The following is a 22364-nucleotide window of genomic DNA, read 5'->3' on the forward strand; positions in this document are numbered from 1 at the left end:
ACCGCTTACCGTACTGACATGGCGGACCCATTCGCGGTAACGAACCAGGCTCCCCCACTGCGGGGCGTGAACTTCTTCACCCGCGACGCGGCGCTCGGTGACGCTCTGCGTCCGTACGCCGACCTCGCCGGGGATCCCGGGCTACACCGCATCGGCGAGCTGGCCGGCTCCGAGGAGGCCCGCGCGCACGCCCTCCCGGCGAACCAGAACCCGCCCGTACTGCGGACCCACGACCGGTACGGCAACCGGGTCGACGAGGTCGACTTCCACCCGTCCTGGCACTGGCTGATGCAGCAGGCCGTCGGGTTCGGGCTGCAGGCGGCACCGTGGACGAGCGAGGCGCCCGCGCCGCACCTGACCCGCGCGGCCGGGTTCTACCTGTGGTCGCAGGTCGAGCCGGGACATGGTTGCCCGATCTCGATGACGTACGCCGCCGTACCGGCGCTGCGGGCCGACGAGGCGCTGGCGAAGGAGTGGATCCCGCAGCTGGCGTCGACGGAGTACGACGTACGACGTCTGCCGGCCGCGGCGAAGAACGGCGTCCTGGCCGGGATGGGGATGACCGAGAAGCAGGGCGGGTCCGACGTACGGGCGAACATCACGACGGCGACCCCGGTCGGGGACGTGTACCAGCTGCACGGGCACAAGTGGTTCTGCTCCGCGCCGCAGGTGGACGTGTTCCTCGTCCTGGCGCAGGCGCCGGACGGGCTGAGCTGCTTCGTGGTGCCGCGGGTTCTTGCCGACGGCAACCGGAACCCGTTCGCGCTGCAGCGGCTGAAGGACAAGCTCGGGAACCGGTCGAACGCGTCGTCCGAGGTGGAGTTCCACGGAACGATCGGGTACCGGCTCGGGGACGAGGGTGCCGGAGTCCGGACGATCATCGAGATGGTCGCGGCTACCCGGCTGGACTGTGTGCTCGGGTCGGCTGCGCTGCAGCGGCGGGCGCTCGTTGAGGCGGTTTGGCATACGCGGCATCGGTCGGCCTTCGGTGGGCTGCTGGCGGACAAACCTGCGATGCAGAACGTGCTGGCGGATCTGGCGCTCGAGTCCGAGGCTTCGATGGCCCTGGGGATGCGGTTGGGAGCAGCAGTTGATGCCGCCGCGGGTGGTGACGCGCAGGCGGCGGCGTTTCGGCGGATTGCTTTGCCGCTTGCCAAGTTCTGGGTGTGTAAGCGGACGCCGTTCATGGTGGCGGAGGCGCTGGAGTGTCTCGGTGGGAACGGGTACGTGGAGGAGTCGGGGTTGCCGCTGCTCTACCGGGAGTCGCCGCTGAACTCGGTCTGGGAAGGGTCGGGCAACGTGAACGCGCTCGACGTACTCCGAGCCCTGCAGAAGCCGGAGTCGCTCGAGGCCTGGTTGCTCGAGGTCGGTTCCGTCCGAGGTGCCGACGCGCGGCTGGACGCCGCCGTCGAGGATGTCTTGCAAGCGCTTGCTGATCACGAGAACGCCGAAGCGGGTGCGCGACGGCTGGCCGCGCAGATGGCCCTCTGCCTGCAGGCTTCGTTGCTCCTCAGGCACTCGACACCGGAGGTCGCCGACGCGTTTGTGGCGTCGCGGCTGGCCGGTGACTGGGGTGGTGTGTTCGGGACGTTGCCGAGGACGACTCCGTTCGAGAGGATCGTCGAGCGCACGATAGGGTGAGCGGCGTCGCGACTGGCGCGCTGAAGGTGGATAACCACCGGGGAGCGAAACCCGTCGGCACCGTGCGCCTGGGTGCCTTCGAACCACTGCAAAACCCGCAGGAGAGACAACGATGCCTCAACCCATCGACAACACAGCATCCTTCGATGCCGCCGCCGCGTCCGCAGCGTACAACAACGCGCTGCAGGTGATCGCCGCGGTCGAGCCCACGATCGCCGGCGCGATCAAGGCCGAACTGGCCGACCAGCGGTCCTCGCTGAAGCTGATCGCCAGTGAGAACTACGCCTCCCCCGCCACCTTGCTGACGATGGGCAACTGGCTGTCGGACAAGTACGCCGAGGGCACCGTCGGGCACCGCTTCTACGCCGGCTGCCAGAACGTCGACACCGTCGAGCAGACCGCCGCCGACCACGCGCAGGCGTTGTTCGGCGCGCCGCACGCCTACGTCCAGCCGCACTCCGGCATCGACGCGAACCTGGTCGCGTTCTGGGCGATCCTGGCGCAGCGGATCGAGTCCCCGGCGCTCGCCGAGGCCGGCGCGAAGCACGTCAACGACCTGACCGAGGAGGACTGGACCAAGCTCCGCAAGGCGCTCGGCGACCAGAAGATGCTCGGTATGTCGCTGGACGCCGGCGGCCACCTCACGCACGGCTTCCGCCCGAACATCTCCGGCAAGATGTTCAACCAGCACTCGTACGGCACCGACCCGGAGACCGGGCTGCTCGACTACGACGCGGTCGCCGCGGCGGCCCGTGAGTTCAAGCCGCTGATCCTGATCGCCGGCTACTCGGCGTACCCGCGCAAGGTGAACTTCGCGAAGATGCGCGAGATCGCCGACGAGGTCGGCGCCACCCTGATGGTCGACATGGCGCACTTCGCCGGCCTGGTCGCGGGCAAGGTGTTCGCCGGCGACTTCGACCCGGTGCCGCACGCGCACGTCACCACGACGACCACGCACAAGTCGCTGCGCGGCCCGCGCGGCGGCATGGTGCTCTGCCAGCCCGAGTACGCCGAGTCCGTCGACCGCGGCTGCCCGATGGTGCTCGGCGGCCCGCTCAGCCAGACGATGGCCGCGAAGGCGGTCGCGCTGGCCGAGGCCCGCCAGCCGTCGTTCCAGCAGTACGCGCAGGCCGTCGCCGACAACGCGGTCACGCTCGCCGAGGGCCTGATGAAGCGCGGCGTGAAGCTCGTGACGGACGGTACGGAGAACCACCTCGTCCTGCTCGACGTCTCGTCGTACGGCATCACCGGCCGCCAGGCCGAGTCCGCTCTCCTCGACGCGGGCATCGTCACCAACCGCAACGCCGTACCGCGCGACCCGAACGGCGCCTGGTACACCTCCGGCGTCCGGATCGGTACGCCGGCCCTCACCACCCGCGGCTTCGGCGCCGACGAGTTCGACCGGGTGGCCGAGCTGATCGTCGACGTACTGTCCGCGACCACCCCGACCACCACCTCCGCCGGCGCCCCGTCGAAGGCGAAGTACGTCCTGGCCGACGGCGTCGCCGACAAGACCCGCGCCGCCTCCGCCGAAATCCTCGACAAGCACCCGCTCTACCCGGGCCTCGAGCTCAACTGATCACCTGCTGCCCGCCCTCCCGAGGGCGGGCAGCGTCAGCCCGTGACTGTTCCGGCCGGCGGATGACTCGGCAACGCCTTGCACACCTGCTCGGCGATACCGGCCGCCTCGGTCGGATCAGCGCCGTACGTCAGGACATAACCGAGCCGGCGATGGTACGTGGTCGGCTCCCAACGCCATCGGATCAGTCCGTCCAGTGCATCGATCGGATCCGGCGGCTGTGCGGGCAGCCCGTCGGCGAACAGCTCGCGGTCGCCATGGACGAATCGGATGGCCGCCGCCGCCCGGGCCGCACGGCCGACCGGATCCGTGCTGGGATCGAGGGCATCGAGCAGTACCTGACGCAAGACGTCAACGCCGGTGCTCAGCTGCAGCAGTTCCCAGATACGGTCACCACCGAGCCGGCGGTTGACCTCGACGACCTTGGGTCCGTCGTCGGTCAGCATGAGTTCCACATGCGCCGGCCCGTCGACGTGTCCCAGCGCTGTCAAGGCTCGGAGCGCCTCGGTCCGTAGCTCGTCGACGTCGCCCCGGGCCGGCATGAGATGACCGACCTCGACGAAATGCGGCGGCCCGGAGGTGAACTTCTCGGTCACCATCAGGGCCTCGTGCCGGCCGGCGACCGATCGGGTCTCGACGCTGAACTCCGGCCCGGACAAGCGCTCCTCCGCGAGCACCGCACCCAGACCGGCCGCGTGGACCCATCGCCAGCCCTCCTCGGCCTGCTCGGCGCGGTCGACGGCGAAGACGCCCAGGCTTCCGTTGCCCAAGTCCGGTTTGAGAACGATCGGGCCCGTCGCGGCGAAGGCACGCACCTCGGCCGGATCGGAACACAGCCGGTGCCGAACCGGCCGGCACCCTCCGGCCGCGAGCAGCTCCCGCTGAGCGCTCTTTCCCGGTCGCTGATCCGCCGGCCCCGGGACGGACCGGATCCCGAGCTGCGCGGAGATCGCGGCCACCGCGGGCAACGCGAACTCGCCGTACCCGGCCACGACGTCGAGGGGATCACGCCGATGCACAGCGGCGGCGGTTTCGAGGATCTCCGCCGGCTGATCCCAGCGCGCCACCCGCAGCCCGGCGGCCCATCGCTGATACGGCGCGAGGTCGTAGCCACCGGGCATCCCGTCGAGCTGGAGCAGCGTGACGCGACCGGGCAGTCCGACGAGCCGGGCGGCCAGCTCCGGCCAGGCACCGACGAGCAGCAGATGGGTCATGACACCGCGGCCTTGTCGAGTGCGTCCCGTACGTCGCCGACCAGATCGGCCGTCGCCTCACAGCCACATGAGATCCGCACCAGCCCGGCGGGCACTGCGAGATGCGGCCACGCACCGATGTCGTTGGCGGTCGACTGCAGACCGCCGTAACTGGTGGCGGCTGCGATCAAGCGGCTCGCGCGGAGGAACCGATGCAGGTACGCGCGACCGGGCAAGCGGAAGGCCAGCAGACCACCGCCGAGCGTCATCTGCCGGGACGCGAGCTGGTACTGCGGATCGGACGGCGAACCCGGCCAGCGCAATCCGGTCACCTCGGCGCGCGTCGCGAGCAGCTTCACCAGAGCCGCCGCGTTCGCATTCTGCCGTTGCACCCGCAGTTCCAGAGTCCCGATCGACCGGAGCGCCAGCCAGCAGGTGAAGGCGGCCGGAATGCCGCCGTGCAGATAACGCCAGTCCCGCAACGCCGTCAGCAACGCGGGGTCGCGGGCGCTGACATGGCCGAGCACCAGGTCGTGATGACCACCGACGACCTTGGCATCGCTGCACATCACCAGATCCGCGCCCAGGTCCAGCGGACACTGACCCAGTGGCGAGGCAACCGAGTTGTCCACCGCCACCAATGCGCCCGCCGCGTGCGCGATCTGGCTGATCTCGCGCAGGTCGTAGAGCTCCAGCAGCGGATTGCTCGGGGACTCGACCACGACGAGACGAGCCCCGGCGACGGCGGCCGGCAGGTCGGCCGTGGTGTCGAGCACAGCGGTCTCGATGCCCCGCCCAGCGAGCTGATCGGCGATCTGCCGGGTCTCGTAGTAGGTCCCGCCCTCGAACAGCACCAACCGGTCGGCGGGCCGCAGCAGTCCGAGCAGTACGGCCGACACTGCCGCCATCCCACTGTTGAAGACGACCGACCGGCCACGATCGAGTGCCCCCAGCGCATCCTCGAGCTGATCTGCCGACCGATGCCCCCACCGGCCGTACCGGACCGGCGCGAGGTCGTCCAGATCCTGGTGGTACGCCGAAGCGAACTCAGGCGAGACGACCAAGGGGCCGGCCGGCTCCGGAACCGGAATCGCGGCCCGCGCGGCGAGGGTCCCTACTCCCAACTTTTCACGGTTCGTCCAGTCCATCAGCGCTCCCCTCCGTGACCGGTCGTTCACCGGACGCTGACGTACATTAACCGGTTAACAGCCGCAGGCACAGAGCTCGGAAGACCTTTTCATCTGGATCGAATCGCGTCCGCCGCCGACGCCTGTACGGCGTGTTTCGGCATCAGTACGGCTGCGAGGAAGGCGCCGGCGACCGCGATGCCGGCGGAGACCCACATCGTGATGTTGAGGCTGGTGAGGAACGCGTCCCGTACGTTCGCCGCGAGCGCCGGTGAGCCGGCCTTGGCGGCGGCCGCGAGTCCGCCGGCGAGACTCCGCTGCGCCGCATCGGCCAACTGTGCGGGCAGGCCGGTGGTGTCGACGTGGTGGCGGTAGACCGAGTTCAGGACGGTGCCGATGACGGCGACGCCTACCGTGCCGCCGACCTGGCGGAAGGTTTGCAGGAGGGCTGAGCCGGTGCCGGCGCGTTCGGGGTCGAGGACGCCGAGGGCGGCGTTCATTGCCTGGGGCATCGAACAGCCGAGACCGAAGCCGACGACGACGATCCAGCTCGCGGTGAAGCCGTAGCCGGAGCCGAGGCCGGTGAACGCGCCGGCGACGAAGCCGGCGGCCATCACCACGAACCCGGCGAGCATCACCAACCGCGTACCGAGCTTCGACTCCACCGGGCCGGCGAGTTTGGCGCCGACCGTCATGCCGCCGATGAACGGCAGCAGCTTCAGTCCGGTGTACAGCGCGTCCGATCCGCTGATGCCCTGGAAGTACTGCGGCAGCGTGAACAGCAGGCCGAAGAGCGCGAACACCGACACCGTCAGCAGTACGGCGCCCCCGGTGAAGACCCGCTCGCGGAACAGCCGCAGCTGGATCAGCGGCTCAGTGGTCCGGCGCTGCCAGAGCAGGAAGCCCGCGATCAGTACGACGCCCAGTCCGAGGAACACGATCGTCACGCTGTCCGTCCACGAGGACTCGCCCGCCTTCGTCACGCCGTACACCAGAGCTGCAAGACCGGTACTCGACAGCAGGATGCCGAGCCAGTCGATCGCCGGGCGGTTCGCGCTCCGGCTCTCCGGGACCAGCAGGGTGACGGCGAGCGCGGCGAGGAACGCGATCGGGATGTTGATCACGAAGATCCACTGCCAGCCGGCGTGGTCGAGCAGCAGACCGCCGACGATCGGGCCGAGCGGCATACCGATGCTGTTGGCAACGACGAAGAAGCCGATCGCCTTCCGCCGCTCGTCGTCGCCGCGGAACAGCACGGTGATCAGCGACAACGTCACCGGCACGATCATCGCGGCACCGATCCCGAGGAACGCCCGGGCCGCGATCAGCTGACCGGCCGAGTCCGACAGCGCGCACGCCAGCGACGCGAGCCCGAACAGTGTCAGCGCGATCGCGATGATCTTGCGCCGCCCGTACCGGTCCCCGAGCAGTCCGGCCGGCAGCAACAGTGCAGCGAGTACGAGGTTGTAGCTGTTCGCCATCCACTGCAGCTGGCCGGTGGACGCGTCGAGATCCTTGGCGAGCGTCGGCAGCGCGACGTTCAGCACGGTGGCGTCGAGGCCGAGCACGAGGACGGCGAGACACAGCGCGATCAGTACACCGAAACGGCGGGCGCCGGTCAGGGTCGGCTCCGGAGTGGTCGTGGTCATGAACTCAAATTATCAGAAGTCTGTGATAATTGCGATAAATCAAATTACTGTAAGCTTCAACCATGGTGGAGGAACCCAGTCCGGAGGCCGTCAGCCAGTTCGTCGAGCGGTTCGCGGGCGCACTGGCGAACGCCGGCGTACCGACCATGGCGGCCCGGGTGATGGGCGCCATGATGGTCAGCCCGAACGGGACGATGACCGCGGCCGAACTCGCGGACATGCTGAAGATCAGCCAGCCCGCGGTGTCCGGCGCGGTCCGGCAGCTGCTGCAGGTGTCGTTCATCTCCCGCGAGCGGCTGCGCGGTTCCCGCAAGGACCACTACCGGATCCGCGAGGACGTGTTCGCCGCGATGCTCGAACGCCGGAACCTCGCGCTCACCGAGTGGGAGGCAGCCAGCCGCTCCGGCGCCGCGCTGTTCGCCGACGACTCCCCCGTCTGCCGGCGGCTGACCGAGGCGGCCGACTTCTTCGCGTTCATCCACGCCGACATGGACCAGATCATCAAGAACTGGCGCGCGGAAAACCCGCGGTGAACCGGCGCGAGGCCGGGCAGCTCGTCGGTGAGGCGTGGCTCGGCAGCGAGTACCGGATCGCCTGGGAGACCCGGATCATGCGCCGGCGGGTACCGCTGTACCGGGCCGGGATCGCCGCACTGCGCGCGCTGAACGCGGTCACCGCCGGGCCGACCCGTCCCTCGTTGCAGGTCACCCGCTGGAACCGCGTCGGTCCGCACGGCACGACCTTCGTGATGGACAAGCTCGAGACGATGACCGGGCGGACAGATCACCCGGTCACGTCGCGGGCCGAGCTGCGGGCGCGTACGTCGTTCGCCGCCCGGCTGGCGCGGTCGATCTCGGCGGACGAGTGGCCGCAGATCATTGCCGAGTACGACCGGCGCCGACATGGTGAGCGGCCGCAGTACCACTATGTCGGGCACCGTCCGCTGAACGCCGAGTCGCATGCGCTGATGGACGAGGCGTGGGTCCGCGGCGAGCTGCCGACCGACAAGTTCCGGGCCTGGAACATCACGAAGAACGACGAGGACGGCGCCTTCTTCAGCGAGTTCTTCACCCACGGGAACGCACGCGGCTATCCGGGCGGCGAGACGAACCCGGGGTTCCGCCTCGGCCGGATCATGTTCGACGTCAGCTGGCGCGACAAGGCGACACTGACCCTCGAACACGAGGTCCTGCGACGCAGCCGGGTGCTACGCGCGAAGGAACTCGTGAAGTTCCTCCGGATCGAGCTCGTGGAGGTGTTCCGCCCACCGGCCCCCGCATCCACGGCGCCGGCCGCGAAACGTCAGGACGTCTACACCCCTGAGGTCGTCGCCGCTGTCGCCGACTTCGCGAAGCCCGCCGAGCTCCGCTCCCCGACCGCCCGCGGCGAGACCACACCCGACCTCAAGCAGGCCTCGGCGATCGACGTCGCGAACACCATGCAGAAGGCCCTGTCGCCACCCGTCACCGGGCAGGTGGCGACAGCTCAACCATCAGCCGTCGCGCCACCGCCAGCGCAGTCGCATCCGACCCATGCGGCGCAACCACCTGAGCCCCCACCGGCAGCCCACCCGACAGCCCGACCGGCACACTCACCGCGGGATGCCCAGTCACGTTGAAGACCCAGCACAGATCCCGGTGACGATGCTCGTGCATGGTCTGCGGCGAGCTCCGCGACCAGGGGCACGTCACGTGGCGATCAGGCAATAGGCGAACGGGAGGCGGCGGTCCAGCCAGTCGGCTTGGATGGTGACGAGGCTCGTGCCCTCCGAGTACATGGCGACCTCGTTTCCTGCGCGCCACTCGAGGGTGCGGGTCTTGGTGGGCTGGTCGCCGCCCTCGTCGCCGATGCCGGTCAGGCCGTCGAGGACGCCGACCAGGAGGCGGCTCGCGGCCTTGGCTGCCAGCCGGGTGGGTGGGCCGCTCAGCCACTCCGTGCGACCGAGGAGCTCGGGGTGGCCGGGTTGGGTGATGGTCCAGTTGGGGCGGAGCAGCGGGCGAGCCGATGGGATCCGGGTGATGGTGCCGAGCTCGGTGCCGTCGGCGTCGAGGACCGACCAGGTGTGCTCGGACGTTCCGTGCACCCGGCACAGCAGTTGCGTCAGGTCCGCGTCGAGGTAGAGCGAGCGGTCGGTGCCGACGTACGCGCATGGCGTGAGCACCCGGTCGTCCTTGGCGCCGGACGCGACGCGGATCGCGTTGGGTCCCCACTCGATCCGGTTGCGGGTCCGGGTCGCCGGGCGTTCGACGTTCCCCAGCGTGAACTCACGGACGCTCTCCCAGCCGGACACCCGCCGAGTGTACGGGGCGGACCCGCACGGCGGCCCACAGTACGAGGGCGGCGAAGAGTACGGCGACCAGCGCGCAGGCGATCGGGATGCTCGAGAGGCTGATCAGTGCGCCGAAGCCGATCATGGCGAGCGGCATCAACGCCTCGTCGGACAGGTTCACGATGCTGTAGCTGCGCCCGAGGTACGACGGATCGACGGACTGCTGGAACGCCGCCGACAACTGCGCGGACGCGATCCCTGCCGTACTCCCGATCATCGCCATCGCGACGAACACCGCGACCTGCGGGACGAACCCGATCATCGCGCACCCAGCGGCCTGTACGACGAGCGCGAGCAATCCGGACCGCGCCAGATCCACGGGCTTCCACCGCATCGCGACCACCGCACCGGCCGCCGCTGCGATCCCGGAGGCGGCCTGGAACCACCCGTACCAGGCCGACCCCCACCCCGCCGCATGCGTACGCTGCACCAGCCCGACCGCCAGGATCGGCCCGACGCAGAGGTTCAGCCCGGAGAACGCGATCACCAGCGTCCGCGCCCGTACGTCCCGCTTCAGGTACGCGAACCCGGCCCGCAGATCGGCACGGATCGACCCGCCCGACGACACCGGCTGCGGCAGCCGCGGCTTCACCACGAACGCGAGCGCGACCGCGATCACGGCGAACGACGCAGCGTCGGCGATCATCACCGTGACCAGCCCGCCGTGCGCCACCAGCAGACCGCCCAAGGGAGCTCCCGCGAACGCCGCGAGACGGGTGGCCAGCTGCGTACCGGCGGACAGCTTCACCAGGTCCTCGGACCGCACCATCCGTCGCGGCAGCGTCCCGGACGCCGGCGTGTACAGCGCGTCGACCGCCCCGAAGACGACCGCCACCGCCACCAGCAGCGCCAGCGACAACCCCCACAGCATCACTGCCACGGCGGCGAGAACGAGTACGACGATCCGCGCCAGGTTGGCCAGGATCATCGTCCGCCGCCCGTCGAGCCGGTCCGCGAGCGCCCCGCCGTACAGCAGGATCAGCGCCTTCGGGAGCGCGCCGATCCCCATCACCAGGCCGGCACCGGCCGGCGTCGTGACCTGCGCCGCGCTCCAGGCGAGTCCGACGTACCAGGCTGTGTCCCCGGCCCACGAGATCGCCGCCGACAGGATCCAGGCCTGAACGCGGCGATCCCGACGCAGCGGCGGGAAGGTCATGGCCGGGCAGGTACCGCGTGGGCGAAGAAGAACACGCGGTGTGCGTCCTCACCCTCGGCGGGATTGTCGTAGTACTCCCGGACCAGGTCCTCGACCCGTTCGCTGAGCTCGACGAGCTGCGCAGGCGTCAATGTGAGCCATCTCTCGGTCGCGTACGCCGCCCGCACCCAGGGTTCGCCGAACTCGTACCTCATGTCGAACCACTGCCGCACCTTGCCGACGTGATGCGCGAGGTTCGCGTCCTCGGCCGAAGCCGCCACCAGCTCCCCCGCCGGGTCACCCTGCGCGTCGGCGATCGACCACGAGTACTCCGAGGTGTCGCCGAGCTTCCACCAGCGCTCCCGCCGGGTCTTCGCCAGCTCAGGCGCTTCGACGATCACGCCCGCGGACGCGAGAACTTTCAGGTGATGGCTGATGTTGCCGACAAGTTCTCCGGTCGCCCCGGCCAGCCGGGACGCGGTCGCCGGCCCGTCGACGTACAGCAGGTCGAGCAGCCGGCGGCGCAGCGGATGGTGCATCGCGGCGAGCACGGACGGCGTCACGGTACGGCGGTTCGCAGGCGTCATACGCCGTACCGTAGCTCCCACAAGATCTCTTGCACAAGAGTTCTTGCACAACGCGTCAGGTAGCAGAATCAATCCCCACCAGACTGATAGACATAGCCACATCGTGAGATCGGATCTCAGGATGCAGGATTGGGAGTTGATTTGTCAGGCTCTGGAGCTGAGTCTTGTGGACATGCTCGCTGCCCTGTCCACCCACCTCGTAGGTCGCATTCATGTCGACCTCGGGCGGATGCGCAGCGCCATCTGTTGTCCTTCGATGTTCTGACAGCCACCCTGCCCGGGCCAACGACGGCCCCCTGATCATCCCCGATCACCGCTGGGTGCGCACCGCGCGGAACGCATCGAACCGACGACGCTTCGATCTCCCCGCCGCTGGTGAGCACCTGTCACGAGGACAAGGACACGCCCCCGATGACTGCCGGCGTCACCACTGCTGCTGCCCGCAAACCCGCCCGCCCCCGCAAGGGCAAGGGCGAAGGCCAGTGGGCACTCGGATACCGCGAGCCGCTGAACAAGAACGAAGAGAACAAGAAGAACGACGACGGCCTGAACGTCCGGGCCCGGATCGAGAACATCTATGCGCACCGCGGGTTCGACTCGATCGACCCTGCCGACCTGCGAGGCCGGTTCCGCTGGTGGGGGCTGTACACCCAGCGCAAGCCCGGAATCGACGGCGGCAAGACCGCGACGCTCGAGCCGGAGGAGCTGGACGACCGCTACTTCATGATGCGGGTCCGGGTCGAGGGCGGGCAGCTGACCACCGAGCAGCTCAAGGTGATCGCCGAGGTCTCGACCAAGTACGCACGCGACACCGCGGACATCACCGACCGGCAGAACATCCAGCTGCACTGGATCGCGATCGAGGACGTGCCGGCGATCTGGCAGGCGCTCGAGGCCGTCGGGCTGTACACGACCGAGGCCTGCGGCGACGTGCCGCGGGTGGTGATCGCCAGCCCGGTCGCCGGGATCGCCGCGGACGAGATCATCGACCCGACGCCGGCGATCGACGAGATCGTCGAGAAGTACATCGGCTCGAACGAGTTCTCCAACCTGCCGCGGAAGTTCAAGACCGCGCTCACCGGGCACCCGTCGCACGACGTGGTTCCCGAGGTCAACGACATCGCGTTCGTCGGCGTCGTACACCCCGAGTACGGCCCGGGCTTCGACCTGTGGGTCGGCGGCGGCCTGTCGACGAACCCGATGCTCGCGCAGCGGCTCGGCACCTGGATCCCGCGGGACGAGGTGGCCGAGGCGTGGTGGGGCGTGACCAGCATCTTCCGCGACTACGGGTACCGGCGGCTGCGGACCCGGGCGCGGCTGAAGTTCCTGCTCGCGGACTGGGGTGTGGAGAAGTTCCGCGAGGTGCTGGAGACCAAGTACCTCAAGCGCAAGCTGATCGACGGCCCGGCGCCGGAGGTGCCCGCGGTCCAGGGTGACCACGTCGGCGTGCACAAGCAGAACGACGGCAAGTACTTCGTCGGCGTCGCGCCGGTCGTCGGCCGGGTCTCCGGTACGACGCTCGCGCAGGTCGCGGACGTGGTCGCGGCGCACGGGTCGAACCGGATCCGGACCACCGCGCAGCAGAAGCTGCTCGTGCTCGACGTCGAGGAGTCCCAGGTCGACTCGCTGGTCGCCGAGCTGGACAAGCTCGGCTTCCAGGCGAAGCCGAGCGCCTGGCGGCGGAACACGATGGCCTGCACCGGGATCGAGTTCTGCAAGCTGGCGATCGTCGAGACCAAGGCGAAGGCGGCCCAGCTGATCAGCGAGCTCGAGGAACGGATCCCCGACCTCGACGTACCGATCACCGTGAACGTGAACGGCTGCCCGAACTCCTGCGCCCGGATCCAGGTCGCCGACATCGGGCTCAAGGGCCAGCTGGTGATGGATGCCGACGGCAACCAGGTGCCCGGGTACCAGGTGCACCTCGGCGGCGGTCTCGGGCTGGACGCCGGCTTCGGCCGGAAGCTCCGCGGCCACAAGGTCACCGCGGACGGCCTCACCGACTACGTCGAGCGCGTCACCCAGAACTACCTGAAGGAGCGCAACGAGGGCGAGCGGTTCGCCCAGTGGGTCACCCGGGCGGACGAGGAGGCCTTGACATGAGCGAGCGTGCGGCACCTCTGTACTGCCCCTACTGCGGAGACGAGGACCTCAGGCCCTCCGAAGAAGGCCATGGCGCGTGGGAGTGCCGGCCGTGTGCACGGGTGTTCCAGCTGAAGATGATCGGGTTGCGGGTGACGGTGGAATGAGTGACTTGAAGACGATCGCCGAGGAGGCGAACGAACGGCTCGCGGACGCGTCGGCCGTCGAGGTGCTGGCCTGGGCCCGCGAGACGTTCGGCGACGAGCTCGTCGTGACCGCCTCGATGGCCGACGGCGCACTCCCCCACCTGGCGGCGCAGGCCGCGCCCGGGGTCGACGTACTGTTCCTCGACACCGGCTACCACTTCGCCGAGACGATCGGGACCCGGGACGCGGTGGCGGCGACGCTGCCGATCCACCTGATCAACGCCACCCCGAAGCAGACCGTCGCCGAGCAGGACGCGGAGTACGGCGAGAAGCTGCACGACCGCGACCCGAACAAGTGCTGCGCACTGCGCAAGGTCGAGCCGCTGAACCGGTACCTGTCCGGCTACAAGGCGTGGGTCACCGGCATCCGCCGCGAGGAGGCGCCGACCCGCGCGAACACGCCTGTCGTCGAGTACGACGAGAAGCGCGACATGGTGAAGCTGAACCCGATCGCACCGTGGACGCAGGACGACCTGGACAGCTACATCCAGGACAACGGCGTACTCGTGAACCTGCTGCAGTACGACGGCTACCCGTCGATCGGCTGCGAGCCGTGCACGCAACGCGTCGCGCCGGGCGAAGACCCGCGCAGCGGCCGCTGGGCAGGCACCGGCAAGGTGGAATGCGGGTTGCACACATGAGTACAACCGTCACAGAGCTTGATGCTCTCGAGAGCGAGTCGATCTTCGTGTTCCGTGAGGTGGCGGCGGAGTTCGAGCGGCCGGTGATCCTGTTCTCCGGTGGCAAGGACTCGATCGTGATGCTGCACCTGGCCCGGAAGGCGTTCGCGCCGGCGGGTGTGCCGTTCACGTTGCTGCACGTCGACACCGGGCACAACTTCCCCGAGGTACTGGCGTACCGGGATGCGGTCGTGCAGGAGCTCGGGCTGCGGCTCGAGGTCGCGAAGGTCGAGGAGTACATCGCCGACGGCCGGCTGCGGGAACGTACCGACGGGACCCGGAACCAGCTGCAGACGATTCCGTTGCTCGACGCAATCAACGCCCACCGGTTCGACGCCGTCTTCGGCGGCGGCCGGCGGGACGAGGAGCGGGCCCGGGCGAAGGAGCGGATCTTCAGCCTGCGCGACGAGTTCGGCCAGTGGGACCCGCGCAACCAGCGGCCGGAGCTGTGGTCGCTGTACAACGGCAAGCACCGGCCGGGCGAGCACGTCCGGGTGTTCCCGCTGTCCAACTGGACCGAGCTGGACATCTGGAACTACATCGAGCGCGAGCAGATCCCGCTGCCGTCGATCTACTACGCCCACGAGCGGGACGTGTTCGAGCGCGACGGCATGTTGCTTGCCGTCGGCCCCTACTCGCAGCCGCGCGACGGCGAGACCGTTGCCCCGCGCACGGTTCGGTACCGGACCGTGGGCGACATGTCCTGCACCGGCGCCGTCGCGTCCACGGCGACGACCGCGGCGGACGTGGTGGTCGAGGTCGCGGCCAGCGAGATCACCGAGCGTGGCGCCACCCGGGCTGACGACCGGGCCAGCGAGGCCGCGATGGAAGACCGTAAACGAGAGGGGTACTTCTGATGAGCACCCTGTTGCGGCTGGCAACGGCCGGCTCGGTGGACGACGGCAAGTCGACGCTGGTCGGGCGGCTGCTGCACGACTGCAAGGCGATCCTCGCCGACCAGATCGCGCACGTGAAGACGGTTTCCGAGGCCCGCGGCGGCGACTTCGACTTCGCGCTGCTCACCGACGGCCTGCGGGCCGAACGTGAGCAGGGCATCACGATCGACGTCGCCTACCGGTACTTCGCCACCGACAAGCGCTCGTTCATCCTGGCCGACTGCCCCGGCCACGTGCAGTACACGCGCAACACCGTCACCGGTGCGTCCACCGCTGACGTGGTGATCATCCTGGTAGACGCACGCCACGGCGTACTCGAGCAGACCCGCCGGCACCTCGCGGTGGCCGGGCTGCTCCGGGTGCCGCACGTCGTGCTCGCGGTGAACAAGATCGACCTGGTCGGCTACGACGAGGCCGTGTTCACCAAGATCGCCAAGGAGGTCAACGAGGTCGCCGACCACCTCGGCATCGCCGACCTGCAGGCCATCCCGGTCTCCGCGCTGGTCGGGGACAACGTGGTCGAACGGTCCGCGCAGACCGAGTGGTACGACGGCCCGACGCTGCTCGAGCTGCTGGAGAACGCGAACGGACGTACGGACACCTCGCAGCAGCCGCTGCGGTTCCCGGTGCAGTACGTGATCCGCCCGCAGACCGACGACGAGTACCGCGACTACCGCGGCTACACCGGAACCGTTGCCTCCGGCACCGTTACGGTCGGCGACCCGGTGATCGTGCTGCCCGCCGGCCGCCGTACGTCGATCGCCGGCATCGACCGGCCGGTCGTCACGGCCATGTCGACCGCGGTCGCCGAACGGCCGTCCGCGATCGCCGGCGAGGCGGTCACCGTCCGGCTCGCCGACGACATCGACGTCGCCCGCGGCTCGGTGATCGTGGCGGCCGAGGCCTCCCCCGGTACCCGCCGGGAACTGGCCGCCACCGTGAGCTGGCTGTCCGACCGGCCACTGACCGTCGGGGCCCGGGTGCTGATCAAGCACACCACCACCACCGCGCAGGCGATCGTCACCAAGATCACCGGCGCGCTGGACCTCGACACGCTCGGAGTCATCGACGCCGCCGAGCTCGCACTGAACGACATCGGCAAGGTGCAACTCAAGATCGCCGCACCGCTGGCCGCCGACCCGTACTCCCGCAACACCATCACCGGATCGTTCCTGCTGATCGACGCCCACGACGGGTGGACGCTGGCAGCCGGCATGATCGACGACGAAGAAGGGGAACTGCTGTGACTGCTCCAGCACTCGTGATCCTCGCCCACGGCAGCCGCGACCCGCGGTCGGCCGCCACCGTGCACGCTCTCGTCAAGTGCCTGCGCGGGATGCGCGACGACCTGCGGATCGAAGCCTCCTTCCTCGACCACTGCCCGCCGACGCCGTACCAGGTGCTCGGGAAGCTCGCCGCCGAAGGTGTCGAGGAGGTCGTCGTCCTGCCGCTGCTGCTGTCGGCCGCGTACCACGCGCGGATCGACGTACCGGCCGTCGTCGACGAGGCGCGCAGCCGGTTCCCGGGGCTGCGGATCATCGCCTCCGACGTGCTCGGGTACGACGACACGCTGCTCGACGTCCTCGACCGGCGGATGCGCGCCGAACTGAAGGACGGCCGGGTGCGTGAGCTGGACGCGCTGGTGCTGGCGTGCGCCGGCTCGAGCGACTCGCACGCCAACGCGAGCGTCACGCGCCTGGCCCGGCTGTGGGGTCAGCGGCACAAGCTCCCGGTGACGGCCGCGTTCGTGTGCGCCGCGTCGCCGTCGCCCGCCGAGGCCGTACTGCAGTGGCGGCTCGAGGGCCGTCGGCACGTCGCGGTCGGCTCGCTCTTCCTGGCGCCCGGCGTACTGCCCGACCGCGCCGAGTCGACCTCGCGTCGCGCGGGTGCCGTCGCGGTCTCGCAGCCGCTCGGCGTCAGCGCCGAGGTCGCGCGCCTGGTCATGCTCCGCTACGGCGTTGCGGGCCTCGACCTGCTCACGCTGGAGCCGGCCCCGCGCCCGGTCATCGCCCGCCCGGAGCTGGTGCGTACCGCCTGATCGGCGGACCGCCACCACTCATCAACCAAGCCGTGCGGCGTCGGGCTGAGCCTGCTCAGCCCGATCAGCCGGCCCGACGCGCAGGTTAGTGAGTGTTGTAGGTCCGCTGTGGATCGAGGAAGGAGACGTCCGTGTAGGGCGTCTCCTTTGTCGTTGCCTGGGCCAACAGTTCGCCGATTCCGGCGCAGTGCTTGAATCCGTGGCCGCTGTCGCCGCCTGCGATCACCACGCGGTCGCCGTACCGCCCGGCCAGGAACTGGCCGTCGAGCGAGTCCGTCACCATGCACGGCATCAGTTTCACCGGCTCAGGATCGAGGTCCGGGAAGTGGTCCGCGATCGCGGCGGACAGTTCGGCGATGTCCTTGCGTGGGTGGATGTAGCGGTCGAGTTCGTCCGGGTCGACGTCGCGGTCGCGCTCGGCGCCGTCGAGGCCGACCTTGACCAGGAAGTCCTCGTCGGAGCCGTGACCCCACAGGCCGCGGCCGTCGGCGAACTCCCAGATGAACGACGGGAAGTTCCGCAGCCGGAACGCCTCCGAGGCCGGGTCCTTCGGCTGGAACCAGAACAACGGCGTACGCCGCGGTGACAGCGACACGTCCGGCACCAACTTGCTCAACCACGCGCCGGTCGCGATCACGACCTGCTCGGCGTCGATCGTCGTGGTCGGCGTCCGTACCGTCACGCCGTCCGGCCGTACGTCGATCCCCGTGACCATCGTGTGCGGATAGACCGTCGCCCCGAGCCGCTCCGCCTCGGCGACGTGCGCCCGGACGGTCGGCTCGGCGTAGCAGATCCCCGCGTCCGGGTCCCACACGGCAACGTCCTGATCCGCCAACGCGTACTGCGGGAATCGTGCCGCCAGCTCTTCGTGCGCGAGATCGGTCGTCCGCGCACCGGCAGCGGCCCGCGCGCCCTTCACCGGTCGGCTCTCGGAGGCACCGACGTTGAGCGACCCGGTCTGACGGACGTACGTCTCGCCGGTCCGCTCGCCCAGCTCCGTCCACAAGGCCAACGACTTCCGAGCGATCGCCGTCAGCCCCGGATGCTCCATACAAGCCACCCGGAACAACCGCGTCGTCCCATGCGACGACCCGAACGAGTGCCCGATCCCCTGCCGCTCGACCCCGACCACGTCGATCCCCCGAGCAGCCAACCGCCACAACGCCGCCGATCCGAACGCCCCCAACCCGACCACCACAACATCCACCATGCAGTCACCCTGTCACAGACCGACCATTGCCATTCCGGCTGGGTTGTAGCGGTCACCTTGTACCCCGACCCGAGCGGCGAGGGTGTTGAGGTCGGCTAGTTCGTCGGCGGAGAGGGCGACCTGGGTGGCGGTCGTGTTCTCGTCGATTCGGTTGCGGCGGCGGGTGCCGGGGATCGGGACGATCCACGGGTGCTGGGCGAGCAACCAGGCGAGCGCCACCTGACCCGGTGTGCACCCCTTCGGCTCCGCGAGCGCACGTACGTAGCTCACCAGAGCCTCGTTGGCGCTCAGGTTGCCGGCCTCGAACCGCGGAACCCTGGTCCGGATGTCCCCGGCACTGAACTCGGTCGTCGTGTCCACCGTACCGGTCAGGAAACCCTTGCCCAGCGGGCTGAACGGCACGAACCCGATCCCGAGCTCGGCGCAGGCAGGAAGCACCTCAGGCTCGGGATCCCGGGTCCACAACGAGTACTCGCTCTGCACGGCCGTGACCGGATGCACGGCATGCGCCCGGCGGATCGTCGCGGCACCGGCCCCGGACAACCCGAAATGACGTACCTTGCCCGCCTGGACGAGTTCGGCCACCGCCCCCGCGACGTCCTCGATCGGTACGTCGGGATCCACCCGGTGCTGGTAGAAGAGGTCGATCACGTCGATCCCGAGCCGGCCCAGCGACTCGTCGGCCACGCGCCGGATCTGCTCCGGGCGCGAGTCCGTCCCGAGCATCTTGCCGTCCTGGATGTTCCACCCGAACTTCGTCGCGATCACCACCTGGTCCCGCACCGGTGCCAGCGCCTCCCCGACCAGCTCCTCGTTGACGTACGGCCCGTACACCTCGGCCGTGTCGAAGAACGTGACGCCCTGCTCCACGGCGTACCGGATCACCCCGATCATGTCGTCGCGATCCCCGGGGTTCGGTCCGTAGCTCTGCGACATCCCCATGCAGCCGAGACCGACCGCCGACACCTGCAGACCTTGACCGAGCGTACGTGTGTGCATGCCGCCTCCTCAGGCTTCGGGAATGTCGATGCAGCGGTTCTCGCGGGTCATCGACTCCGGCTCCGGACCGCCGCGCACACCGGTGTCGAGAGCGTCGATCGCGCCGAGCTCGGCATCGGTGAGAACGAAGTCGAAGACCGCGAAGTTCTCCGCGATCCGTGCCGGGGTGACCGATTTCGGGATCACCTGACGGCCCTGCTGCAGGTGCCAGCGCAGCATCACCTGCGCGGGCGTCCGATCATGCGCCGCGGCGATCCCCTTGATCGTGGCGTTGTCCAGCGTCGACGGGTTCGCACGTCCCGGTAGAAGGTGGTTCGAGACCCCGACCGCCCGTACGTTGCCGTCGGCAAGCAGCGTCTCGAGGGCCCGGTAGGCGCCGACGGTCAGCTCGAACTCGCTCGGCAGCGCCTGATGCAGGATCAGCAGGTCGATCCGATCGACGCCGAGCTTCACGGCGCTCTTCTCGAACCCGTGCAGTGTCTGTTCGTAGCCGTAGTCGGAGATCCAGATCTTGGTCTGTACGAAGATCTCGTCACGAGCGAGGCCGGAGCGCCGCAGCGCCTCGCCGACCTCCCGCTGTTCTGGTAAGCCGCCGCCGTGTCGATGTGCCGGTATCCGGCGTCGAGAGCCGTCGACACGGCCGCGATCGTCTGCTCCGGTGCGGTCTGGAAAACCCCGAACCCGATCGCCGGGATCTCCACCCCGTTGTTCAGCGTGATCAGCGGAACGCGCATGAACCCAACCTAGGCCGGGTCGCACCGCGCAGGGAGTTCCTGGTGTTCGCGGTACTGGCAGTACCCCGCACGGATAGCGTGATATCTTGATATCCATGGCGAAGGACGTGACCAAGAACATCCTGTTGCGGCTCGATCCGGAGTTGGCGGAGCGGTTGCAGACGGTGGCTTCGGTGGAGGGCCGGTCGGTGTCGGACGTTGCGCGGGAGGCGATCGCCGCGCTGGTGGATCAGCGGCGGCAGGACGCGCAGTTCAGTCAGCTGCTCGAGGAGAACCTGAGCCGGCACGAGGAATCGCTGCGCCGGCTGCGTGGAGACGACTGATGCGCTACCTCGGCCGGTACGACGTACTCGCCGTCGCGGCCCGGGTGCTGCGCTGCGCCTCGGACGAGGTCGTACGCCGGTCGAACCTGGACGCCATCGATCGCGTGCTGGACGGTGTACGGCTGACCGCTGGGTTGTCCGAGTCGGCCGGGGTGTTGCTCGCCGGGCTGGTCCGGGCGCGGCCGTTCGACGGGGCGAACCGGGTCGTCGCGGTCGCTGTGGTGCTGCAGTACGTCACGATGAACCGGGCCGAGCTGCAACTCGAGCCCGTGGACGACGTCGACGAACTGCTCGACCGAATCGCCGCCGGTGCAGCCGGCCACGCCGAAGCCGCGACATTCATCCGGAGCCGGCTCGAACATCGCCCGGTCACTGCGGAGGACCTGCAGGAGCACCTGAAGATCGAACTGATGCTCGGTGAGGTCGTCGAGGACGTGTTGAGGGGAGATCCGATGTACGAACAATTCGACGCAGAAGCCCGCCGCGCCATCGTGCTCGCCCAGGAGGAGGCACGAGGTCTCGACCACGTGTATGTGGGCACGGAGCACCTACTGCTCGGCGTGATCATGCTCGGGTCGGGCGACGCTTCGCGCGTGCTGGCCGACCTGAGTATCACGGCGCCGGCGGTACGCGACCTCGCCTTGGAGATCGTCGGGCGCGGCAAGAGCGGCGCGGGTACGGCCGCGATCCCGTTCACGCCGCGAGCGAGGAGCACGTTCGAGTTCGCCTGGGGCGAGGCGCGGGCGCGCGGCGCGGAGCAGGTCGGGCCGGAACACCTCCTGCTCGGCGTACTGCACGACGGCGACGGCGTCGGCGGGCAGATCATCACCAAACTCGCCGACAGCACCGACGAGGTCCGGCGCAAGCTCGAACAGCGGATGAACTGGCGCCGGCGGTCCGCGGACCTGGTGACCGGCATGCTCGCCGACGACGCTGCGGAAACCTGGCCGACGTACGGCCGCAGGCACCACCTGATCGCCGAGCTGAACTCGGTCCTGGACGAGAACGAGCGCCTGCACGAGCAGGTCGCGAAGCTCCGCGACCTGCTGCGGCGGCACGGCGTCGACCCGGACAGCTGAGGTCAGGTCGCCGCGAGGCGCTTCTTCTCCTTCTCGACGTCGAAGTCCGCGGCCGGCCACGTCGGGTTCAGCTCCTTGAGCGTCTCCAGCAGGATCGTGGTGACGGCCCAGTTCCGGTACCACTTGCGGTCGCTCGGGATCACGTACCAGGGCGCATCCGCGGTGTTACAGCGCTCGATCGCCGCGTGGTAGGCGTCCATGTAGTCCGGCCACAGCTGCCGCTCGTCGACGTCGCCCGGGTTGTACTTCCAGTGCTTGGTCGGGTCGTCCAGGCGTGCCTCGAGGCGGGCCTTCTGTTCCTCGGGCGAGATGTGCAGGTAGCACTTCACGATCGTCACGCCGCTCGCGGTCAGCTCGGCCTCGAACTCGTTGATCTGGTCGTACCGCCGGGTCCACACGTTCGGCGTGACCAGCTGCCGGACCCGGGCGATCAGTACGTCCTCGTAGTGCGACCGGTCGAAGATGCCGATCATCCCCGGACCCGGAACGGCCTGCCGGATGCGCCACAGGAACCCGCGGCGCTTCTCGGCCGGCGTCGGCGCCTTGAACGACGTGATCTTCAGCCCCTGCGGGTCCATCAGCCCCGCGCCGTGCCGGATCACCCCGCCCTTGCCGGACGTGTCCATCCCCTGCAGCACCAGCAGCACCCGGCGTTCCCCGCCGGTACGTCCCTCGGCGAACAACCGCTCCTGCCAGTCCGAAACCTCGACCCCGAGCTGTTCCATCGCGGCCTTGCTGTCGTCCTTGGAGCCACCGAAACCGGCCGTCGACCGCGTGTCGAACTTGGTCAGGTCCACCTCGCCCGCAGGCACCCGCAACAGCTCCCGCAGTCCCCCACCGGCACCCTTCTGGCCCTTCTTCTCCTTCGCCATCCACT

The 22364-nt window shown here is 69.2% G+C and carries 21 protein-coding genes, 1 pseudogene and 1 riboswitch; of the genes and pseudogenes, 11 read left to right on the forward strand and 11 right to left on the reverse strand.

Features of this window, described 5'->3' with window-relative positions:
- Positions 1 to 18 precede the first annotated feature (18 nt).
- Together ACFYRU_RS22525 and ACFYRU_RS22530 are read left to right on the forward strand one after the other, a co-directional pair.
- Entirely contained in the window at positions 19 to 1641 is a 1623-nt protein-coding gene (locus tag ACFYRU_RS22525) for an acyl-CoA dehydrogenase family protein (RefSeq protein WP_387661996.1), read from the forward strand.
- Positions 1640 to 1722, forward strand: a riboswitch (ZMP/ZTP riboswitch). Its footprint overlaps the gene before it by 2 nt.
- Before the next feature lie 31 nt (positions 1723 to 1753).
- Entirely contained in the window at positions 1754 to 3220 is a 1467-nt protein-coding gene (locus ACFYRU_RS22530) for a glycine hydroxymethyltransferase (protein WP_387661998.1), read from the forward strand.
- Between the two features lie 35 nt (positions 3221 to 3255).
- On the opposite strand, the gene ACFYRU_RS22535 is transcribed toward ACFYRU_RS22530, so the two are convergent.
- The 3 genes from ACFYRU_RS22535 to ACFYRU_RS22545 all read right to left on the reverse strand — a co-directional run bounded on the left by ACFYRU_RS22535 (position 3256) and on the right by ACFYRU_RS22545 (position 7189).
- The gene (locus tag ACFYRU_RS22535) at positions 3256 to 4434 is read right to left on the reverse strand and encodes an acetyl-CoA carboxylase biotin carboxylase subunit family protein (RefSeq protein WP_387661999.1); all 1179 of its coding nucleotides are present in this window, start codon (positions 4432 to 4434) and stop codon (positions 3256 to 3258) included.
- Positions 4431 to 5561 (reverse strand): aminotransferase class I/II-fold pyridoxal phosphate-dependent enzyme, encoded by a 1131-nt coding sequence (locus ACFYRU_RS22540; protein WP_387662001.1) that lies wholly within the window; start codon positions 5559 to 5561, stop codon positions 4431 to 4433. The genes ACFYRU_RS22535 and ACFYRU_RS22540 overlap by 4 nt, the downstream gene beginning before the upstream one ends.
- 89 nt (positions 5562 to 5650) lie before the next feature.
- Positions 5651 to 7189 carry a DHA2 family efflux MFS transporter permease subunit gene (locus tag ACFYRU_RS22545; protein ID WP_387662003.1) on the reverse strand — a complete coding sequence of 513 codons (1539 nt, stop codon included), beginning with the start codon at positions 7187 to 7189 and terminating at the stop codon, positions 5651 to 5653.
- 62 nt (positions 7190 to 7251) lie between these two features.
- On the opposite strand from ACFYRU_RS22545, the gene ACFYRU_RS22550 reads away from it, so the two are divergent.
- Positions 7252 to 7722 (forward strand): GbsR/MarR family transcriptional regulator, encoded by a 471-nt coding sequence (locus ACFYRU_RS22550; RefSeq protein WP_387662004.1) that lies wholly within the window; start codon positions 7252 to 7254, stop codon positions 7720 to 7722.
- Positions 7719 to 8807, forward strand: a complete 1089-nt coding sequence (locus tag ACFYRU_RS22555; RefSeq protein ID WP_387662006.1) for a hypothetical protein — start codon at positions 7719 to 7721, stop codon at positions 8805 to 8807. Before ACFYRU_RS22550 ends, ACFYRU_RS22555 begins: the two co-directional genes overlap by 4 nt.
- Positions 8808 to 8876: 69 nt before the next feature.
- On the opposite strand, the gene ACFYRU_RS22560 is transcribed toward ACFYRU_RS22555, so the two are convergent.
- Genes ACFYRU_RS22560 through ACFYRU_RS22570 form a run of 3 tightly spaced genes read right to left on the reverse strand, consistent with a single transcriptional unit; the run spans position 8877 to position 11240 of the window.
- Positions 8877 to 9479, reverse strand: coding sequence for a hypothetical protein (locus ACFYRU_RS22560; protein ID WP_387662008.1), 603 nt, complete (start codon positions 9477 to 9479; stop codon positions 8877 to 8879).
- Positions 9454 to 10674 carry an MFS transporter gene (locus ACFYRU_RS22565; RefSeq protein ID WP_387662010.1) on the reverse strand — a complete coding sequence of 407 codons (1221 nt, stop codon included), beginning with the start codon at positions 10672 to 10674 and terminating at the stop codon, positions 9454 to 9456. Before ACFYRU_RS22565 ends, ACFYRU_RS22560 begins: the two co-directional genes overlap by 26 nt.
- Positions 10671 to 11240 carry a winged helix-turn-helix domain-containing protein gene (locus ACFYRU_RS22570; protein ID WP_387662012.1) on the reverse strand — a complete coding sequence of 190 codons (570 nt, stop codon included), beginning with the start codon at positions 11238 to 11240 and terminating at the stop codon, positions 10671 to 10673. Before ACFYRU_RS22570 ends, ACFYRU_RS22565 begins: the two co-directional genes overlap by 4 nt.
- A 411-nt stretch (positions 11241 to 11651) precedes the next feature.
- On the opposite strand from ACFYRU_RS22570, the gene ACFYRU_RS22575 reads away from it, so the two are divergent.
- From ACFYRU_RS22575 to ACFYRU_RS22595, 5 genes are all read left to right on the forward strand, one after another.
- A complete protein-coding gene (locus tag ACFYRU_RS22575; protein ID WP_387662014.1) occupies positions 11652 to 13343 on the forward strand; it encodes a nitrite/sulfite reductase in 1692 nt (563 codons plus the stop codon).
- A gap of 142 nt (positions 13344 to 13485) precedes the next feature.
- Positions 13486 to 14169: a phosphoadenylyl-sulfate reductase gene (locus ACFYRU_RS22580; protein ID WP_387662016.1), complete on the forward strand. Its 684-nt coding sequence runs from the start codon at positions 13486 to 13488 to the stop codon at positions 14167 to 14169.
- A complete protein-coding gene (gene cysD / locus ACFYRU_RS22585) occupies positions 14166 to 15065 on the forward strand; it encodes a sulfate adenylyltransferase subunit CysD (RefSeq protein WP_387662017.1) in 900 nt (299 codons plus the stop codon). Before ACFYRU_RS22580 ends, cysD begins: the two co-directional genes overlap by 4 nt.
- Positions 15065 to 16351 (forward strand): sulfate adenylyltransferase subunit 1, encoded by a 1287-nt coding sequence (locus tag ACFYRU_RS22590; protein WP_387662019.1) that lies wholly within the window; start codon positions 15065 to 15067, stop codon positions 16349 to 16351. Before cysD ends, ACFYRU_RS22590 begins: the two co-directional genes overlap by 1 nt.
- Positions 16348 to 17142 (forward strand): sirohydrochlorin chelatase, encoded by a 795-nt coding sequence (locus tag ACFYRU_RS22595; protein WP_387662021.1) that lies wholly within the window; start codon positions 16348 to 16350, stop codon positions 17140 to 17142. Before ACFYRU_RS22590 ends, ACFYRU_RS22595 begins: the two co-directional genes overlap by 4 nt.
- Before the next feature lie 85 nt (positions 17143 to 17227).
- On the opposite strand, the gene solA is transcribed toward ACFYRU_RS22595, so the two are convergent.
- The 4 genes and pseudogenes from solA to ACFYRU_RS22615 form a co-directional block, all read right to left on the reverse strand.
- A complete protein-coding gene (solA, locus tag ACFYRU_RS22600; protein ID WP_387662023.1) occupies positions 17228 to 18352 on the reverse strand; it encodes an N-methyl-L-tryptophan oxidase in 1125 nt (374 codons plus the stop codon).
- 12 nt (positions 18353 to 18364) lie between these two features.
- Positions 18365 to 19351, reverse strand: coding sequence for an aldo/keto reductase (locus ACFYRU_RS22605; protein ID WP_387662025.1), 987 nt, complete (start codon positions 19349 to 19351; stop codon positions 18365 to 18367).
- Positions 19352 to 19360: 9 nt separating this feature from the next.
- Entirely contained in the window at positions 19361 to 19570 is a 210-nt protein-coding gene (locus ACFYRU_RS22610; RefSeq protein ID WP_387662931.1) for an aldo/keto reductase, read from the reverse strand.
- A 150-nt stretch (positions 19571 to 19720) separates the two neighbouring features.
- Positions 19721 to 20085 (reverse strand): annotated as a pseudogene (locus ACFYRU_RS22615) (aldo/keto reductase); the annotation flags it as partial.
- 95 nt (positions 20086 to 20180) lie between these two features.
- Here ACFYRU_RS22615 and ACFYRU_RS22620 point away from each other — a divergent pair.
- Positions 20181 to 20408, forward strand: a complete 228-nt coding sequence (locus tag ACFYRU_RS22620; RefSeq protein WP_387662027.1) for a ribbon-helix-helix protein, CopG family — start codon at positions 20181 to 20183, stop codon at positions 20406 to 20408.
- A complete protein-coding gene (locus ACFYRU_RS22625) occupies positions 20408 to 21487 on the forward strand; it encodes a Clp protease N-terminal domain-containing protein (protein ID WP_387662029.1) in 1080 nt (359 codons plus the stop codon). Before ACFYRU_RS22620 ends, ACFYRU_RS22625 begins: the two co-directional genes overlap by 1 nt.
- 2 nt (positions 21488 to 21489) lie before the next feature.
- Here ACFYRU_RS22625 and ACFYRU_RS22630 read toward each other — a convergent pair whose 3' ends face one another.
- Complete coding sequence (locus tag ACFYRU_RS22630) at positions 21490 to 22359, reverse strand: polyphosphate kinase 2 family protein (RefSeq protein WP_387662031.1); 870 nt, start codon at positions 22357 to 22359, stop codon at positions 21490 to 21492.
- Positions 22360 to 22364 lie beyond the last annotated feature (5 nt).

The organism is Kribbella sp. NPDC004536 (genome assembly GCF_042873835.1).
In the GTDB taxonomy this organism is placed as follows: Bacteria; Actinomycetota; Actinomycetes; order Propionibacteriales; family Kribbellaceae; genus Kribbella.